At 68.6% G+C, this 18,573-nt stretch carries 13 protein-coding genes; 8 read left to right on the forward strand and 5 right to left on the reverse strand.

Going from position 1 to position 18,573, the window contains the following annotated elements; translation table 11 throughout:
* Window positions 1-27 precede the first annotated feature (27 nt).
* Window positions 28-2,088 (forward strand): TonB-dependent receptor, encoded by a 2,061-nt coding sequence (locus tag HEP73_RS05340; RefSeq protein WP_255423678.1) that lies wholly within the window; start codon window positions 28-30, stop codon window positions 2,086-2,088.
* On the forward strand, window positions 2,088-3,581 hold the full coding sequence (locus HEP73_RS05345) for a PepSY-associated TM helix domain-containing protein (protein WP_185822402.1): 1,494 nt from the start codon (window positions 2,088-2,090) through the stop codon (window positions 3,579-3,581). Before HEP73_RS05340 ends, HEP73_RS05345 begins: the two co-directional genes overlap by 1 nt.
* A gap of 623 nt (window positions 3,582-4,204) precedes the next feature.
* Here the strand turns inward: HEP73_RS05345 and HEP73_RS05350 are convergent.
* The 3 genes from HEP73_RS05350 to HEP73_RS05360 form a co-directional block, all read right to left on the reverse strand.
* The gene (locus HEP73_RS05350) at window positions 4,205-4,945 is read right to left on the reverse strand and encodes a phosphoadenylyl-sulfate reductase (RefSeq protein WP_185822403.1); all 741 of its coding nucleotides are present in this window, start codon (window positions 4,943-4,945) and stop codon (window positions 4,205-4,207) included.
* Window positions 4,942-6,666 carry an assimilatory sulfite reductase (NADPH) hemoprotein subunit gene (gene cysI / locus HEP73_RS05355; RefSeq protein ID WP_185822404.1) on the reverse strand — a complete coding sequence of 575 codons (1,725 nt, stop codon included), beginning with the start codon at window positions 6,664-6,666 and terminating at the stop codon, window positions 4,942-4,944. Before cysI ends, HEP73_RS05350 begins: the two co-directional genes overlap by 4 nt.
* A 129-nt stretch (window positions 6,667-6,795) precedes the next feature.
* A complete protein-coding gene (locus HEP73_RS05360; protein ID WP_185822405.1) occupies window positions 6,796-8,667 on the reverse strand; it encodes an assimilatory sulfite reductase (NADPH) flavoprotein subunit in 1,872 nt (623 codons plus the stop codon).
* 206 nt (window positions 8,668-8,873) lie between these two features.
* On the opposite strand from HEP73_RS05360, the gene cysD reads away from it, so the two are divergent.
* The 3 genes from cysD to HEP73_RS05375 all read left to right on the forward strand — a co-directional run bounded on the left by cysD (window position 8,874) and on the right by HEP73_RS05375 (window position 12,364).
* Entirely contained in the window at window positions 8,874-9,782 is a 909-nt protein-coding gene (gene cysD, locus HEP73_RS05365; protein ID WP_185822406.1) for a sulfate adenylyltransferase subunit CysD, read from the forward strand.
* Entirely contained in the window at window positions 9,782-11,767 is a 1,986-nt protein-coding gene (cysN, locus tag HEP73_RS05370; RefSeq protein WP_185822407.1) for a sulfate adenylyltransferase subunit CysN, read from the forward strand. The genes cysD and cysN overlap by 1 nt, the downstream gene beginning before the upstream one ends.
* A 183-nt stretch (window positions 11,768-11,950) precedes the next feature.
* Window positions 11,951-12,364, forward strand: coding sequence for a hypothetical protein (locus HEP73_RS05375; protein WP_255423679.1), 414 nt, complete (start codon window positions 11,951-11,953; stop codon window positions 12,362-12,364).
* A 113-nt stretch (window positions 12,365-12,477) separates the two neighbouring features.
* Here the strand turns inward: HEP73_RS05375 and HEP73_RS05380 are convergent, their stop codons facing one another.
* Both HEP73_RS05380 and HEP73_RS05385 read right to left on the reverse strand, forming a co-directional pair.
* The gene (locus HEP73_RS05380) at window positions 12,478-13,599 is read right to left on the reverse strand and encodes a glycosyltransferase family 4 protein (RefSeq protein ID WP_185822408.1); all 1,122 of its coding nucleotides are present in this window, start codon (window positions 13,597-13,599) and stop codon (window positions 12,478-12,480) included.
* The gene (locus HEP73_RS05385; RefSeq protein WP_185815487.1) at window positions 13,596-14,342 is read right to left on the reverse strand and encodes a polysaccharide deacetylase family protein; all 747 of its coding nucleotides are present in this window, start codon (window positions 14,340-14,342) and stop codon (window positions 13,596-13,598) included. Before HEP73_RS05385 ends, HEP73_RS05380 begins: the two co-directional genes overlap by 4 nt.
* Window positions 14,343-14,588: 246 nt before the next feature.
* Between HEP73_RS05385 and HEP73_RS05390 the strand changes: the two genes are divergently transcribed.
* The 3 genes from HEP73_RS05390 (at window position 14,589) to HEP73_RS05400 (ending at window position 18,517) form a co-directional block, all read left to right on the forward strand.
* Window positions 14,589-15,143, forward strand: coding sequence for a GNAT family N-acetyltransferase (locus tag HEP73_RS05390; protein ID WP_185822409.1), 555 nt, complete (start codon window positions 14,589-14,591; stop codon window positions 15,141-15,143).
* 572 nt (window positions 15,144-15,715) lie between these two features.
* Window positions 15,716-16,555: a C1 family peptidase gene (locus HEP73_RS05395; RefSeq protein ID WP_185822410.1), complete on the forward strand. Its 840-nt coding sequence runs from the start codon at window positions 15,716-15,718 to the stop codon at window positions 16,553-16,555.
* A gap of 501 nt (window positions 16,556-17,056) precedes the next feature.
* Entirely contained in the window at window positions 17,057-18,517 is a 1,461-nt protein-coding gene (locus HEP73_RS05400) for an alanine/glycine:cation symporter family protein (protein ID WP_458309677.1), read from the forward strand.
* The last annotated feature ends 56 nt before the right edge of the window (window positions 18,518-18,573 follow it).

Below are 18,573 nucleotides of genomic sequence, written 5' to 3' on the forward strand. Positions count from 1 at the left end.
TACGTCTTCGTGCTGATGGAGCCATCGATGATCCGTTTCTTTTCCCTGCCGCGGATGGCGGCGTACAGCTGCGTGTGTCTCGCGGCCAGCGTGACCGCGCCGACGCGCGCGGCCGATAGCGGCGTGCAACCTCCCCCCGGCGATTCCGCCCTCACCCTGGGCAAGGTCCAGGTCAGCGCCGATCCGCTGTCCTTGCCGACCGCGCGCAGCGTCCTGAGTTCCGTGGACATCCTCGGCGGCGACCTGCTGCAGGACCAGCACGTGGACTACAGCTGGGAGCTGCTGATGCGCGCGCCCGGGGTGCAGGTCACCCAGTTCAAGATGGGTACCGACGCCGGCCGCTTCTCGTTCCGCGGCTTCAACGGCGAAGGCCGGGTCAACGCGGTCAAGCTGCTGATCGACGGCATTCCCAGCAACGACAACGCCGGCGGCATGCCGTACCTGGATGCGGTGTTTCCGCTGGACATCGCCGCGATCGAGATCGTGCGCGGCACCAACGATCCGCGCTACGGCTTGAACGCCATCGCCGGCAATGTCGATGTGCTGACCCGCAGCGGCGGCAACGACGGCCGCGCCAGCGTCACCGCCGGCAGCTTCGGCACGCGCGAGGTGCAGGCCAGTCAGGGCATCGAGCGCGGCGGCTGGAGCCAGAACTACTTCGCCGCGTGGCGCGACGGCGACGGCTACCGCGACCATGCCGACGCGCGCAAGCGCGCCTTCGCCGGCAAGTGGTTCTACACCGCGCCGGACGCCACCTGGCGCGCCGGGCTCAGTGCGCGCTATTACCGCAACGCAGCGCTGGAGGCGGGCTATCTGGACTACGCCAGTGCGCAACGCGCGCCGCGCAGTTCGCCGGACTATGCGCGCGACGACCGCAGCGAACGCCAGACCGGGCAGGTGAGCCTGCATCTGGATGCGCAACTGGCCGATGCCGTGCAGGGCAGCGCCAAGCTGTACTGGAATCGCTACCAGAACCAGCGCTGGGTGCGCTTCACCGAAGCCGGCGCGCAGCAGGAACGCGATACCGACGAGACCCAGCGCGGTTTCCTGGCCAAGGCCAGCTGGCGTCCCGAGGTGGACTGGGCGACGTCGTTCGCGCTGGAAGGCGGCATCGACGGGCAATGGCAGGACAACACGTCGCAGCGCTATCGCACCGTGGCGCGGGTGCGCACCGCGCCGTTGCGCGACTGGGATTTCGATCTGGACACGCGCGGCGCCTATGTGCAGGCGGTGATCCGCCCGTTCGAGCGCCTGCAACTGGTGCCGGGCTACCGCGTGGACTGGGTCGATGGCAGCTTCCTGGATCGCCTTGGTGGTGCGCGCTACCCGGCCTACGCCTATGGCGCGATCAAGCAGCCCAAGCTCAGCGCAGTGTTCGCGCTGACCGCGCAGACCAGTGCTTACGCCAACATCGGCCGCACCTTCCAGATCGGCAGCGGCAACGGTGCTTATCGCAGCCAGCCCGGCAACCTGGCACCGTCGTACAACGACGGCTGGGAAGCCGGATTGAAGTTCGCCGACGCCAAGCGCCTGAATGCGCGCATCGCCTATTGGGAGCAGCGCGCCTCCGACGAGGTGGCGACCATCCTCGGCGTCGACGGCACGGTCGGCACCGGCGAGGTCGGCAACGTCGGCAAGACCCTGCGCCGCGGCTGGGACGCGCAGCTGAACCTGCGTCCGGACGAGCGCTGGACGCTGTGGCTGGCGTATTCGCGGCAGCGCGCGCTGATCGTCACGCCCGACCCGAGCGCGCCGGCCACGCGCGGCAAGGAGATCGAGAACGTGCCGCACTACCTGGCCAGCGCCGGTATCGACTGGCAGGCCACGCCGCGGCTGAAGCTGTCGGCCTGGGGCAATGCGCAGGGCGATTACTACGTGGAGCGCAGCAATACGCTGGGGCGCTACGGCGGTTACGCGCTGGCCAACGTCGGCGCGAGCTGGGCGTGGCGCGCGCAGCGCGAACTGTCGCTGCAGCTGAAGAACCTGACCGACCGTCACTACGTCTACGCCTGGTACGACAGCGGCTCCTCCGGCTATTCGCCGGGCGACGGCCGCGCGCTGTACGCCAGCCTCAGCTGGGGCTGGTGATGGCCATGCCGAACCCGGCAGCGGCGCCGCCGGCGCGCTTCTACCGCGCCGTGTGGCGCTGGCATTTCTACGCGGGCCTGTTGGTGTTGCCGTTGCTGGCGTGGCTGGCGCTGACCGGTGCCGCCTTCGTCTACCAGCAGCCGATCGATGGCTACTTCCATCGTGCGTTGAAGACGGTCGCGGTGCCGGCACAAGCGCAGGCTGTGGCGCCGCAGCGCTTGCTCGCCGCTGCGTTGGCGGCGCAACCGGGACAGGCGCTGCGCTACACCACACCCGCGCAGCGCGACGCGTCGGCAGAAGTGACCGTGGGCACCGCCGATGGACGTCGCGCGGTGGTGTACGTGGATCCGTACCGGGCGCGGGTGCTGGGCAGCTTGCCCGAGCACGGCACCGTGGCGTGGACGATCCGGCGCCTGCACAGCCTCGCCCTGGTCGGGCCATGGGCCAGCGCGCTGATCGAAGTGGCCGCCGGCTGGGCGATCCTGCTGGTGCTGACCGGTGCGTATCTGTGGTGGCCGCGCGGCCGCCGCGGCGGCGTCACCACGGTGCGCGGCCGGCCGCCGCAGCGCGTGTTCTGGCGCGATACGCATGCGCTGACCGGCAGCGTGGTCGGCGCGATGCTGCTGTTCCTGGCGCTGACCGGGATGCCGTGGTCGTGGTTCTGGGGCGCGCAGGTCAACCGTCTCGCCAATGGCCACCACTATGGCTATCCGGCTGGCTTGCGCGTGGACGTGCCGATGTCCACGCAGCGCCTGAGCGACGCAGAGGTGCCGGCCTGGTCGCTGCGCCAGGCGCGGTTGCCGCAGTCGCAGCTGCCGCAGACTGCATCGATGCCGATGCCGATGCCGATGCCGATGCCCGTGGCGGCGGATGCGGATGGGCCTTCGGCATCGAACGTGGCAGACAACGGCCATGATGCGCATGCGGAGCATGCCGCGCATGGCGGCATGGCGATGGATGCCATGGATGCGATGGCGCCGGAGCCCGGTGCGATCGGCCTGGACGCGGCGGTAGCGCGGTTCCAGGCGCGGGGGATCGCCGCCGGCTACAGCGTGGCGCTGCCGCGCGGCGCGCGCGGCGTCTACACCGCATCGGTGTATCCGCCGGACCTGGCGCAGCAGCGGGTGATCCACCTCGACCAGTACAGCGGCAAGGTGCTGCTGGACATGCGCTACGCCGATTACGGGCCCATGGCGAAGGTCTTGGAATGGGGCATCAACGTGCACCTGGGGCAGCAATACGGTACGTTCAATCAGCTGCTGCTGATCGTCTCGTGTCTTGGCATCCTGCTGTTGTGCGTCAGCGCGGGGCTGATGTGGTGGAAGCGGCGCCCGGCCGGCGGATTGGGCGTGCCGCCGCTGCCCGCGGACCGGCGCACCTTGCGCGGCGTGCTGGTGTTGCTGGCGATCGGCGGCGTGCTGTTCCCGCTGGTCGGGGTGTCGCTGTTGCTGATGTTGATGCTGGATTGGTGGTGGGTGCTGCGGCGGGAGTGAGGCGGTGCTGTTTGGGCATGAGGGGCTCGCGGACTCGATGGGTGCACTTCGGCAGGACTTCGATCCCGATGACAGCAGAATCGGGAACGTTCCTCGTTCCGCTCGTCGCGACTGAAGTCGCTCCCACAAGGGACTCGCGGTCAGCTCGCCGGGTGCACTGTGGGAGGGACTTCGGTCCCGACGGCATCCGAAGCCGGAAGGTTCCCCGACTTCGTTCGTCGCGGCTGAAGCCGCTCCTACAAGGGGGCTGCGCAAAGCGCCTGCTGGGTGCACTGTAGGAGGACTTCAGTCCCGACTGTGTCCGAAGCCGGAAGGTTCATCGCTTCGTTCGTCGTGGCTGCAGCCGCTCCTACAGGGGGCTGCGCGAGGCGCCTGCTGGATGCACTGTGGGAGGGACCTCAGTCCCGACTGTGTCCGAAGCCGGGAGGTTCGCCGCTTCGTTCGTCGCGGCTGAAGCCGCTCCTACAGGGACTGCGGGAGGTGCCTGCTGGGTGCACTGTAGGAGGGACTTCAGTCCCGACTGTGTCCGAAGCCGGGATATTCGTCGCTTCGTTTGTCGCGGTTGAAACCGCTCCTACAAAAAAGCTTGCGCGGGTCTGCCGAAGACCCGCGGCGCGCCCGCTTCAGATGTCCTCGTGGATGCCGCACTCGCGCTTGAGGCCGAAGAAGCGGGTGTCTTCCTCGCGCATGCCCGGTTCCCAGCGGCGGGTGGTGTGGAAGTCGCCGATCGACACGTAGCCTTCTTCCCACAGCGGGTGGTAGGGCAGGCCGTGCTGCTGCATGTACTGCCACAGGTCGCGGTCGCTCCAGTCGGCGATCGGGTTGATCTTGTAGCGCTCGCCACGCTTCTGCACGAACGGGGTCTGCGCGCGGCTGTCGGACTGGCTGCGGCGCAGGCCGGTGAACCAGGTACCGACCTTCAGTTCGTCCAGCGCGCGGCGCATCGGCTCGACCTTGCGCAGGTTGTTGTACTGCTCGATGCCGACCATGCCCTGTTCCCACAAGCGGCCATGGCGCGCTTCCATCCACGCGCGGCTGACCAGCGGCCGGTACACCTTGAGGTTGAGCTTGAGCCTGTCGGTGAGCGCGTCGGCGAAGCGGTAGGTCTCGGCGAACAGGTAGCCGGTGTCGATCAGGATCACCGGGATCTCCGGCAACTGCTGGGTCAGCAGGTGCAGCGTCGCCGCCGACTGCGCACCGAAGCTCGACGACAGCGCGGCCTCGGCCGGGCCGTGTTCGAGCGCCCAGGCCACGCGCTGCACTGCAGTCATCGGCGCCAGCAACGCGTTGACCGCGTCGAGGTCCCATGCCGTCGCCGGCGCGTTGGCGGAATCGTGGTGGACGGAGGCGGGCAGGGCGCTCATGCGTGCAGTTCCGAAGGAATGAGATGGCGGTGGGTGGGGTAGGCGGGCAGCGCGACCAGGCCGCTGCGGTGCAGGAAGTCGCCGAAGCCCTCGTCGGCGTCGCGTTCGCTGGCGTAACGCGCGAACAGCGGGTCCAGCGCGTCGAGGATTTCCGGCTCGCCGATGTTCTCGCGGTACAGCGTGTTCAGGCGCTGGCCGCGGTGGTCGGCGCCGAGCATCAGGTTGTAGCGGCCCGGCGCCTTGCCGACCAGCGCGATCTCGGCCAGATACGGCCGCGAGCAGCCGTTCGGGCAACCGGAGATGCGAAGCAGGATCGGTGCCTCGCGCAGCCCGTGCCGCTCCAGCAACGGCTCCAGCTTGCCGGCGAAGTCGGGCAGATAGCGCTCGGCCTCGGCCATCGCCAGGCCGCAGGTCGGCAGCGCCACGCAGGCCATTGCCGCGCGCGCCAGCGCGGTGCGCGCCTGGTTGCCGGTGTCCAGCGCGTGCGCGCGCACCAGGGTGTCGACCGCCTCGCGCTGCGCAGCCGGAATGCCGGCGATGACCAGGTTCTGGTTGGAGGTCATGCGGAAATGCGCGCCGTCGCCGTCGCGCCGCAACAGGTCGGCGATCTCGCGCAGGCCGCTGAGATGGCGCGCGCCGTCGTCATGGTCGGCGATGCGTCCGGTCGGCAGCGACAGGGTCAGGTGCGCGCGGCCGTCATCGCCTTCGCTCCAGCCGTAGCGGTCGCCGTTGTGCTCGAACGCGAACGCGCGGGTCGGCTGCAGCGCGATGCCGGCGCGGCGCTGGATCTCGGCGACGACGACCTCCAGGCCGTGGTCGTCGATGGTGTACTTGAAGCGCGCGCGCTTGCGCACGCTGCGGTTGCCGAGATCGCGCTGGGTGGTGACGACGGCGGTGGCGACATCGAGCAACTGCTCGCGCGCGATGAAACCGATCACGTTGGCCACGCGCGGGTAGGTCTCGGCGTCGCCGTGGCTGGCGCCCATGCCGCCGCCGATGCTGACGTTGTAGCCAGCCAGTTCGCCGTCTGCGCCGAGCACGCCGATGAAGCCCAGGTCGTTGGCGAACACGTCCACGTCGTTGATCGGCGGCAGCGCGAAGCCGATCTTGAACTTGCGCGGCAGGTATTTGTCGCCGTAGATCGGTTCGTTTTCCTGGCCGCTGCCGACCACCTGCTCTTCGTCCAGCCAGATCTCGTAGTAAGCGCGGGTATTGGGCAGCAGGTGTTCGGACACGCGCGCCGCATCGGCGTACAGCGTGGCGTGCGCGCGCGAGGCCAGCGGGTTGGCGGCGACCTGCACATTGCGGTTGACGTCGCCGCAGGCGGCCAGGGTATCGATCAGCGCGGCGTTGATCGCCTGCATCGTCGCCTTCAGTTCGCGCTTGATCACGCCATGGAACTGGAACGCCTGGCGCGTGGTGACGCGCAGCGAGTGGTTGCCGTAGGTGGTGGCGATGGCGTCGAGCTTGAGCCACTGCTCAGGCGTGATCACCCCGCCCGGCGTGCGCGTGCGGATCATGAACTGGTAGGCCGGTTCGAGCTTCTGCCGGCGCCGCTCGTCGCGCAGGTCGCGATCGTCCTGCTGGTAGCTGCCGTGGTACTTGATCAGCGTCTGATCGTCCTCGCGCAGCGCCCCGGTGACCGGATCGGCCAGGCTCTGCAGCAGCGACCCGCGCAAGCGGCGGCTTTCGGCTTTGATGTCTTCGACGGAGTGGCTCATGGCAGCAGGGATTCGTGATTTGGGATTCGGGATTGGCAAAGCGGACCGACGGGTGAGCGCAGCAAAGGATCGCAACACTCCAGAAATGCGCTCTTGCGAATCCCCAATCCCAAATCCCCAATCCCGGCTTCAATAAACATCGCGCGCATACCGCCCCTCCCGCTGCAGCGAAGTGAGGTAGGCCGCTGCGTCTTCGGCACTGCGCGCGCCGTGTTCGACCACGATCTGCTGCAGCGTGGCGTGCACGTCCTTGCCCATGCCGATCGCGCCGCACACGTACAGGTGCGCGCCGTTCTGCAGCCAGTCGTAGACGTCGCGGCCGTGCTCGCGCAGGCGCTGCTGCACGTACACCTTGTCCGGCACGTTGCCGTCGCGCAGCGGTTGCACGTCGCGCGAGAACGCCAGGTCCAGGCGCTGCAGTTCGCCGCTGCGCAGCGCCTGCTGCCACTCGGCCTGGTACAGGAAATCCTGATTGAAGTGGCGGGCGCCGAAGAACAGCCAGTTGCGGCCGCCGGCGCCGCTCTCGGCGCGTTCCTGCACGAAGCCGCGGAACGGCGCCACGCCGGTGCCGGGACCGATCATCAGGATGTCGCGGCTGGGGTCGGCCGGCACCCGGAAGCGTTCGTTGGGTTCGATGTAGACCGGTGCGCTGTCGCCTTCGGCCAGGGCGGCCAGAAAGCCGCTGGCCGCGCCGCCATGGGCGTGGCCGTGCGCCTGGTAGTCCAGCACATCGACGGTGAGATGGACTTCGTCGCCGACCCGCTTGCGGCTGGAGGCGATCGAATACAGGCGTGGGGCCAGGGGCCGCAGCGCGTCGAGCAGTGCGCTATGGTCCCAATCCGCCGGCCAGCGTCGCAGCACGTCGATCACTTGGTGATCGGCCAGCAACGCCGCCAGACCGGCGGTCTGGGTAGGATCGAGCAGCTGTTCCAGCGTGGTTGCGGCTGAGCGGCGGGCGACCGCGGCCAGGAACGGCCGCGAGGCCCGGGTCAGTTCGCGATGCGCGGCGAGCCACTCGTGCAGGGGCAGAGTCTGCGCATCGACGGTGACGTCGGCATGACCGTCGAGTCGCGTCGCCGTCAAAATGGCCTCGACCAGTGCCGGCGGGTTGCGGTGGCGGATGCCCAGCGCGTCGCCGGGTTCGTAGTGCAGGCCGCTGCCGGCCAGCGACAGTTCCAGGTGGCGCACGTCCTTGTCCGCCTCGCCATGCGCGGCATAGCGCGGACCCTTGAAATCGCGGCCGCTGATGCGCTGGTTGGCCAGTACCTCGGCGGCGAACGGGCGCTCGTGGTTCCAGGCGGCCGCGGCGGCGCTGCGCAGCGGGGTCACCGTCGCCGATGGTGCGGCCGCGCTCTTCAGCAGCTCGCGCGCCTGCGCCAGCGCCTGCGTGCGCCACGGCGTGGCCACGCTGTCGATGTCCAGGTCGGCCTCGCCCAGCGGCAGCAGCCGCTGCGCGCCGAGTTCGGCCAGGCGCGCGTCGATGCGCTTGCCGATGCCGCAGAAGTCGGCGTAGCTGGAATCGCCCAGGCCGAGCACCGCGTACTTCAGCTCGGGCAGCTTGGGTGCGCGGCGGCCTTGCAGGAACTCGACCAGGCCGATGGCGTCGTCCGGCGGATCGCCTTCGCCCTGGGTGCTGATGACCACGTACAGCAGGCGCTCGCTGGCCAGTTCGCGGGTCGGGTAGGCATCGGCACGCAGCAGGCGGACCGTCAGCCCGGCGGCCTCGGCGTCGGCCGCCAGTTGTTCGGCGGCGCGGCGGGCGTTGCCGGTCTGGCTGCCGTAGACAATGCTCAGCCGCTGCGCGCTGTGGCTGGCCGCGGCGCCGCCCGGCAACACCGCCAGCGACGGCGGCGCATGGCCCTGGCCCTGGGCCAGCCCGGCGGCATAGCCGGACAGCCACCACAGGCTGGCCGCATCCAGCCCCTCCACCGTCCGCGCCAGCAGCGCCTTGCGCTCGTCGGGCAAGGGGCTGGGCGGCAACGCGGGCGAGGCGGCGGTCATGACCGGTCCGGGTGGGAAGAAGGGATGACCGATGTTAGGGATTCGTTGCGCGGGGCAGAAAGGAGCAGGGGTTATCGGCTTATGCCCCCCGCTTATTTCAGTGCCTGCCCGACCCGTCACACACTGCCGGCCGCGGTCGCCCCAGGTGCCGCGGTCGCTGCTACCCTCGGCACGCCCCCTTTCCCATGAGTCTTGCGTTGTCCCCGATGCGTTCTTCCGTCCTGTCCCACCTCGATCGGCTCGAGGCCGAAAGCATCCACATCCTGCGCGAGGTGGCCGCCGAGTTCCGCAATCCGGTGCTGCTGTATTCGGTCGGCAAGGACAGCTCGGTGCTGCTGCACCTGCTGCTGAAGGCGTTCGCGCCGGCGCCGCCACCGATCCCGCTGCTGCACGTGGACACGCGCTGGAAGTTCCGCGAGATGATCGCCTTCCGCGACCGCCGCGCCGCCGAGACCGGGGTGGACCTGCGCGTGCACATCAATGCCGACGGTATCGCCCAGGACATCGGCCCGTTCACCCACGGCGCGACCGTGCATACCGACGTGATGAAGACCCAGGGCCTGAAGCAGGCGCTGGACCAGGGCAGGTTCGATGCGGCGATCGGCGGCGCGCGCCGCGACGAGGAGAAGGCGCGGGCCAAGGAGCGGGTGTTCTCGTTCCGCAACGACAAGCATCGCTGGGACCCGAAGAACCAGCGTCCCGAGCTGTGGAATCTGTACAACGCCCGGGTCCATGCCGGCGAGAGCGTGCGCGTGTTCCCGCTGTCCAACTGGACCGAACTGGATATATGGCTGTACATCTACCGCGAATCGATTCCGGTGGTGCCGCTGTATTTCGCCGCCGAACGCCCGGTGGTGGAGCGCGACGGCGCGCTGATCCTGGTGGACGATACGCGGCTGCCGCTGCGCGACGGCGAGGTGCCGCAGCTGCGGCAAGTGCGCTTCCGCACGCTGGGCTGCTATCCGCTGACCGGCGCGGTCGAGTCGCAGGCCGACACGCTGGAAAAGATCATCGCCGAGATGCTGCTGACCACCACCTCGGAGCGGCAGGGGCGAGTGATCGACCAGGATCCGGGCGCGTCGATGGAGAAGAAGAAGTTGGAAGGGTATTTCTGATGAGCCGGGATTCGGGATTCGGGATTGGGGATTCGCAAGAGCGGCGCGTCGCGGCGAACGCGGTAGCGGGAGGGGACGCCGTTGCGAATCCCCAATCCCGAATCCCCAATCCCGGCGGCGACGCAGTCGCCGCCTACCTGCAGCAACACGAACACAAGCCGCTGCTGCGCTTCATCACCTGCGGCAGCGTCGACGACGGCAAGAGCACGTTGATCGGGCGCCTGCTGTACGACAGCAAGCGCCTGTTCGACGACCAGCTCGCCGCGCTCAGCGCCGACAGCAAGCGCCACGGCACCCGCGGCGGCGAGATCGACTACGCGCTGCTGCTCGACGGCCTGGCCGCCGAGCGCGAGCAGGGCATCACCATCGACGTTGCCTACCGCTACTTCGATACGGACAAGCGCAAGTTCATCGTCGCCGATTGCCCCGGCCACGAGCAGTACACCCGCAACATGGCCACCGGCGCCTCCACCGCCGACGTGGCGGTGGTGCTGGTCGATGCGCGCAAGGGCTTGCTGACCCAGACCCACCGCCACAGCTACATCGTCTCGCTGCTCGGCATCCGCCACGTGGTGCTGGCGGTCAACAAGATGGACCTGGTCGATTTCGACCAGGCCACCTTCGATGCGATCGTCGCCAGCTACCGCGCGCTGGCCGCGCAACTGGGCATCGCGCAGGTGCAGTGCATCCCGCTGTCGGCGCTGGACGGCGACAACCTGTCGCAGCGGTCGGCGCGCACGCCGTGGTACGGCGGCCCGGCCTTGCTCGAATACCTGGAAGGCCTGGACCTGGCCGCGCGCGATGCCGACAGCGGCCTGCGCCTGCCGGTGCAATGGGTCAACCGCCCGAACCAGCAGTTCCGCGGTTTCGCCGGCACCCTCGCGGCCGGCCAGGTGCGGTCGGGCGACGCGGTGGTGGTGCTGCCCTCGGCGCGCCGCTCCACCGTCGCCAGGGTGCTCGATGGCAACGGCGACGTGGAGCTGGCCGTGGCCGGGCAGGCGGTGACGCTGACCCTGGCCGACGAGATCGACATCAGCCGCGGCGACGTGATCGCCGCCGCCGACGACCCGCCGGAAGTGGCCGACCAGTTCGCCGCGCATGTGCTGTGGATGGACGATGCCGCGCTGCTGCCGGGGCGCCCGTACTGGCTCAAGCTCGGCACCCGCACGGTGTCGGCCAGCGTCAGCGAGATCAAGCATCGCATCGACGTGAACACGCAGGAGCGGCTGGCGGCCAAGCGCCTGGAGTTGAACGAGGTCGGCTACTGCAACCTGTCGCTGGACGAGTCGATCGTGTTCGAGCCGTACGCGCGCAACCGCGCGCTCGGCGGCTTCATCCTGATCGACCGGCAGAGCAACGCCACCGTCGCCGCCGGCACGCTGGATTTCGCGCTGCGCCGCGCCGGCAACGTGCACTGGCAGCACCTGGACGTGGACCGCGCCGCGCGCGCGCGGATCAAGGGGCAGGCGCCGAAGGTGCTGTGGTTCACCGGCCTGTCCGGCGCCGGCAAGTCCACCGTCGCCAATCTGGTCGACAAGCGCCTGCATGCGCTCGGCTATCACACCTTCATCCTCGACGGCGACAACGTGCGGCACGGGTTGAACCGCGATCTGGGCTTCACCGACGAGGACCGGGTGGAGAACATCCGCCGCGTCGCCGAGGTCGCGCGCTTGATGGCCGACGCCGGGTTGATCGTGCTGGTCAGCTTCATCTCGCCGTTCCGTGCCGAACGGCGCATGGCGCGCGAGCGCTTCGCCGCGGGCGAATTCGTCGAGGTCTTCGTCGACGTACCGCTGCACGTGGCCGAGGCGCGCGACGTGAAAGGGCTGTACGCCAAGGCCCGCGCCGGACAGATCCCCAACTTCACCGGCATCGATTCGCCGTACGAGGCGCCGGAGCAGCCGGAACTGCACCTGCGCGCCGACGGCGACAACGCCGAGGCGCTGGCGGCGCAGGTGCTGGGGTGGCTGGACGCGCACGACTGAGCGCGGACCCCGCCCCCCGGCGGCACCAGCCATGCATGCTGCCGAACGCTGGCCTGCGCGGCGGGAGTTGCCTGCGGCCGCTCCGGTGCGCATCCTATGCATGCAGGGAGGCGGTGTGGATCCAGGGGCACCCTGGGGCCGAATTCTTGCGGCAACGTTCAGGGGGAACGTGTGGATCCGAAGATGCAGGCCTTGCTGGCCAAGACGAATGTCACCGAACTGGTCGCGCCAGTAGCGGTGGAAGAGGTGACTCACCAGCCGGTGCGGCCCGAGCCGCCGCCAGCGCAGCGGCCGCTGTATTCCACGGCCGATCCGTTCCAGTACCACCTCGCTACGACCGAGATCGTCGGCAAGCTGCAGGACCGTAAGACCAAGCCGGCAGTGCGGGCGTTCGGCTGGCTGGTGTTCGGCGTGCCGATGGCGCTGTTCGGGCTGATGCTGTTGCAACTGGTCTGGTACGACGCCGCGCTGCATGCCTGGAAGATCCCGCACACCGTCGGCGACGCGCTACGCACGCTGTTCGGGACCGCTTCTGCGCTGGCATTCATCGTGGCGTACCCGTATTTCACCCGTCGCCGCGGTTCCGCCGCCGGCTGATGCATGCGGCGCGTATGCGCGCCGCGTCGCTACTGCTGAGGCTGGCAAGGCGAAGCGGCGCTGGTTGGCGTACGGCCCGTCACGGTTACGCCGCTGGTCGCCGGCGGTCGGCATCAATGCGCGCCGGGTTGTGCCTGGGTCAGCCGCTGCGGCGCGCGCCGCGGCGCTTGCAGCACCTGCACGAATTGCGCGGCGATCACCGCGCCGGCGAAGTGGCGCTGTACGAACTGGCGACCGGCCTGTCCCATGCGCTGGCGGCGCTGCGCATCGCACATGCGCAGGATCGCGTCGCGCCAGGCGCGCACGTCGCCCGGTGGCAAGAGTTCTCCGCTGACGTCGGCGTCCAGCGTCTCCGCCACGCCGCCGACGCGGCTGGCCAGCACCGGCACTTCGCTGGCTTGCGCTTCCACCGAGACCCGGCCGAAGGTTTCCGGCGCGAGCGAGGGAAACGCCAGCATCGACATCGCGTTGTAGTAGGGCGTGGCGTCGTTGACCCAGCCGACGAAGCGGTGCCGTGCGGCCGTGGCCTGGCCACCGGCCTGCGCGTGCAGGCGCGCCGCATCCGGGCCGTCGCCCAGCCACAGGCAGTGCAGCGCCGGTTCGATCGCCATCGCCGCGGACGCCGCCTCAAGCAGCGGAAAGATGCCTTTGCCGTGCTGCAGGCGGCCGCTGTAGCCGATCACGATCGCGTTCTCGGGCAGGTCGAGCAGGGCGCGCATCTCGCGGCCGCGCCGCGGGTCCGGACGCAGGTTGCCCATGTTCACCGGGTTGTACAGCACCTGCACCAGCGCCTCCGGTACGCCGCGGTCCAGGTAGGCCTGCCGCGCATAGCGCGACACCGCGAAGAAGCGCGAGGCCAGGCGCGGGATCGCATAGCCGGAGAAGGCACGCATCGCCGGCGCGCGGTGCCGGAACAGCGCCACGCGGATGCCGAGCGCGCGGCCGACCAGCAGCAACGGCCAGTATTCCTTGCCGAAATTGCCGACCAGCCAGTCCGGTTGCAGCTGCCGCGCCAGGCGCAGCAGCGGCGCGTAGCCGGCCGGATCCAGGGCGTTGCGGAAATGGCCGAAGTGCACGCCGATCCCGCTGCGTTGCAATTCCTCGGCGATCAGCCCGCCTTGGCAGGCGATCACCTCGACGCGATGGCCGGCGCTGGCAAGCGCCTGCGCCAGTGCCACGAAGTGCGTCGCCGCGCCGGTGTTCTCGGGATTGGTGCCGACGAACAGGAACTTCATGCGCGCCGATCCTCGTAACCGGTCAAGGCACGCAGCGCGAACTGCGGCAGCAGGTGATGCCGCGCCACCTGGATGCGTGGATAGCGCCAGGGATCGGAGCCGGGCACGGCACGGCCGCGGCGGGTGGTGGTCGCGGCGACATAGCCGGCCTCCTGCACGGTCGCGGCGACGCGCGCGTCCACGTCGCCGTACGGATAGCAGAACTGGGTGACCGGTTCGCCGAGCCGATCTTCCAGCTCTCGTTTGCAGCCGCCGATCTCCTCGCGCAACTCGGCATCGCTGCACGCGGTCAGTCGCGGATGCGAACGGGTGTGCGCGCCGATCTCCATGCCGCCGCGGCGCCATTGGCGCAGTTCGGCCAGGCTCATCAGCGGCTTTTCGATGCCGAGCTTGCGCGCATCCCAGGTGTTGTGGCGGCCGATGCTGCCGCTGACCGCGTACACGGTGGCGCTGAAGCCCAGGCGTTGCAGTACCGGCAGTGCCGCATGCAGGTTGTCGAGGTAGCCGTCGTCCAGGGTCACCACCGCGATCCGGCCGTGGCGTTCGCCGCGCAGGTAGGGCATGGCGTCGGACATCGACACGCCGCGGTAGCCAAGCCGCTGCAGCAGGCGCATCTGCCGCGCGAAACGCGCAGGCCTGACGTACAGGCTGCGGTACACCTGCAGCTGCCGTGGCGCCTGCGCGATGTTGTGGTACATGAAGATCGGAATACGTGCCGCAGCGGGGGAGGTCGCGGAATGCATCGGGACTACTCGGTAATGATCGCGGAGGGACGCGCTGCATTAGCGCGCGCAAACCTTTCGGCGGCCTGTCGTGTGCGCCGGCATCGAGTCAGCGCGTGGCAAGACGCACCGCGGCGGCGCATCGTTGCGTTCGTTTGTCGTTGCGCGGTTCTGCGCGGCGCGCGCATGCCGCGCAGGAATCGGTGATGCTGCAGGTGAGCGCGATCGCCGGGTATGCTCGGCTGCCGATCTGCAGGAGTGCGGCCGATGTCCGATGACCCCAACGCCACGGCGTGGCGCGAATTGCAGCTAAGCGTCGACGGGATGCAGCTGCGCCGCTGGCGCGGCGACGATCTCGACGCGCTGCTGCGCCATGCCGACGATGCGCAGGTGGTGCGCGGCCTCAGCGAGCGGTTTCCGCATCCCTACACCCGTGCCGACGGCGAGGCGTTCCTGGGCGGACGCGTGGTGGACCTGGCGCATCCGGTGCTGGCGATCGAGATCGATGGCGAGGCCTGCGGCAGCATCGGCCTACGTCCTGGTCGCGGCGAGCGTGCACACGTCGCCGAGCTGGGCTATTGGCTGGGGCGCCGCTACTGGGGGCAGGGACGGATGACGCGGATCGTCGCCACGTATCTGGACTGGGCGGTCCCCGCGCTTGGGCTGCTGCGCATCGAGACCAGCGTGCTGGACAGCAATCCGGCGTCGATGCGGGTGCTGGAAAAGAATGGCTTCGCGCGCGAAGGCGTACGCCGCAGCGCACTGCGCAAGCTTGGCCGCTTGCACGATCTGCACCTGTTCGGGCGCATACAGTCGCCTTAGTGCGGCGCGCCGTACCGCCGGCAATGATGGACGCGTGGATGCGGGTTTTCCGGCTCGCTATGCGGCTGGCGAGGGCGCATGGTCGTGACCACGGGTGCCAGACGCTCTAGGGTCGGCGCGCGTCGCCCGCGCGACGCGCAGGCTTCTGTGGCGGGCGATCGCGTGCGGACAGTGCGCCGGTGCGCCTGTCGAGATGGCTGGGAGTGTCACTTGCGCCCGTCGCATGACGGTTCAGTGCTGTCCATCGTTGCGGTGTCGCGCGACTTCAAGCGAACACAGCGGTTGCCGCCTGCGGCGAGCGCGGCCGTGGCATTTGTCTACGGTTTGTTTCGCATGGGCGTGACGCCAGTTGCGAAGTCGTCGTGACGATATCTCGATTTGCGGAAGTTGTGCTGAATTATCGCGTTTCAACGCGTATTCGGCCAATCCTTCATTTCGCGCTTCCGCCACGCTTCGCCGCGCCGGCCATGTGCGCGCTCAGCGACGAGGACATGCATGGCCGTTGCGATCGCGACACCTCCTCTGGCAACCGCCGGTTGTCGAAACAATGACTTTTCAACGGAGAGAACATAATGAAGAACACACGTCTGACCTGGTCCGGCCTCATCTGCCTCGCGGGATTGTCTTGCGCGAGCCTGGCGATGGCCGACAACGCGCGACACGGCATGGGCGCCATGCTGCCGAAGCTGCGGCAGCCGGTGACCATGCCCGAGGTGAGCGCCGCGAACATCGCGTCGGCACCGCCGAGCAGCGTCGACCTGACCCGCTGGGCAGTGGCGATCGGCGATCAGGGCGCTGTCAACTCATGCGTGGGGTGGACCGTCGCCCACGACCTCGCCGGTTGGTATGCCAATTTCAATGGCAAAAGCGTCAACCTGTTCGCCCCGATGTACGTCTATTCCCAGATAAACGGCGGTGTCGACGAGGGGGCTGATCCGATGGACGCGTTTCGTCTCTCGGTCAAGCAGGGGATCGACACCGAGCAGGACTATTTCCAGGGCAACTACGACTGGAATGATCTGCCGACCGACGCCGAGCGCGCGAATGCGGCAAGATTCAAGCCGCAGTTGTTCAAGGACTATACCGTGCTGTTCTCCGACGGCAACGCCAACGGCGGCAGTGCGCTCAGCAACGCGCTGAAGGTGGCGCTGGCGAATCGTCAGCCGGTCGCGATCAGCTTTCCGGTGCGCCCCGGATTCGACAATATGTCCCTCAGCAACCCGGTCGATCGAGACAGCAGTGGCACGATCCGGGGCTATCACGAAGTTCTTGCGGTCGGCTACAACGCCGATGGACTGCTCATCCAGAACCACTGGGGCACGCAGTGGGGCAACAAGGGCTACGGCATCCTCGCCTGGAGCGTGGTGGAGCACGATATCGATCAGGCAATCGTCGCCACAGCGAATCATTGAAGTGAATGCCACGGCTGGTGCATTGCGCACTGGAACACCGTGCTGAGTACACGCTGTGCATGCGGGATGCGGAAGGATCGGCGCAGGCACGATCCTTCCGTCCCGTCGGTCATGCCGGAGCCGTGATCGGGGGCAGTTCTGCGCTGTCTCGCGCGGAAGACGCATGCCGGTTCGGTGAGCGTTCGTGCGGCGGTTTGCCGCGAGCACGATTCCTATCCCGTCTCGCCGCGGTATGCGCATGCGGCCGGACCGCCCGAGCTGGTTGAGTGCCAGGTACCCTTCGGACGCACGAGGATGCGACGGCGACCTGCGCGCAGCTCGCACTGGCACCCGCTCGCCGCTTGCACCTCCGGAGCGAGATACGTTTCGCAGTCAGCGCCGATTCATGCACAATCGAGGCAGCCCCCGGTCGCGGGGCGTCCTTCTTGTGCTTCGGGGAACTGCGTGGAATCGATCATCACTGCATTGAATGGCTTGATCTGGAGCAAGGCGCTGATCTTCATGTGCCTGGCGGCCGGCCTGTATTTCACCATCCGCACCCGCTTCATGCAGGTACGCGGCTTCGCCGAGATGCTGCGGCTGACCATCGGCGGGCAGAAATCCGATGCCGGCGTGTCCTCGTTCCAGGCGCTGGCGATGTCGATGGCCGGGCGCATCGGCATCGGCAACATCGCCGGCGTGGCCACCGCCATCGCCTTCGGCGGGCCGGGCGCGATCTTCTGGATGTGGGTGATGGGCTTCTTCGGCGCCTCCACCTCCTACATCGAATCGACCCTGGCGCAGATCTACAAGGTCAAGGACGCCGACGGGCGCTACCGCGGCGGCCCGGCCTACTACATCGAAAAGGCGATGGGATTGAAGTGGTACGCGCTGCTGTTCGCGTTCGCCACCATCGTCGCCACCGGATTCCTGATGCCCGGCGTGCAGGCCAACGCGATCGCCGACAGCGTGGTCAACGCCTGCCGCGGCGGCCCGCTGTGCGGCCCGCTCGACGGACTGTGGATGGGGTTGCCGGCGGTGCAGGCGCTGAAGCTGGGCATCGGCGTGACGGTGGCGCTGTTGCTGGCGGTGATCATCTTCGGCGGGGTCAAGCGCATCGCCAACTTCGCCGAGATCGTGGTGCCGTTTATGGCGCTGGGCTACATCCTGATGGCGGTGGTGGTGATGGTGCTCAACGCCGAGCGGGTGCCAGAGATGTTCTCGATCATCTTCCGCAGCGCGTTCGGCTCGCACGCCGCGTTCGGCGCGCTGCTGGGGCTGGCGGTGGAATGGGGCGTCAAGCGCGGCATCTACGCCAACGAAGCCGGGCAGGGCACCGGCCCGCACGCCGCGGCCGCCGCCGAGGTCTCGCATCCGGCCAAGCAGGGTTACGTGCAGGCTTTCGCGATCTACTTCGACACGATGATGGTGTGCACCGCGACCGCGTTCCTGATCCTGGCCACCGGCAAGTACAACGTGTATGCGCCAGGCGGCGGCGAGCCGCTGTTCGCCGGCCTGCGCGGCGTGCAGGAAGGCCCGGGCTACGCGCAGGCCGCGGTGGACGCGATCCTGCCCGGCTGGGGCGCCGGCTTCGTGGCGCTGGCGCTGTTCTTCTTCGCCTTCACCACGATCATGGCCTATTACTACATGGCCGAGACCAACCTCAACTACATCAACGGCAACCGCCGCCGTCCGCTCAGCGTGCTGGTGCTGCGGCTGGGCATCCTCGGCATGGTGGTGTTCGGCGCGTTCCACGACGCCAAGCTGGCGTGGTCGCTGGGCGACATCGGCGTGGGCCTGATGGCCTGGCTCAACATCATCGCCATTCTGATCCTGCAGAAACCGGCGCTGCTGGCGCTGCGCGACTACGAGCGGCAGAAGAAGGCCGGCCTGGATCCGGTGTTCGATCCGCTGCCGTTGGGCATCAAGAACGCCGATCTATGGCGCGAGCGGCTGGTGCCGCCGGCGCCGCGCGGCGAATGATCGCCACGCGGCAGTAGGTGCCGTGATGACACGCTGCCGGCCTGTGGCCGGCAGCG

Origin of the sequence: Xanthomonas sp. GW (assembly GCF_014236815.1) — a bacterium.
Classification (GTDB): Bacteria; Pseudomonadota; Gammaproteobacteria; order Xanthomonadales; family Xanthomonadaceae; genus Xanthomonas_A.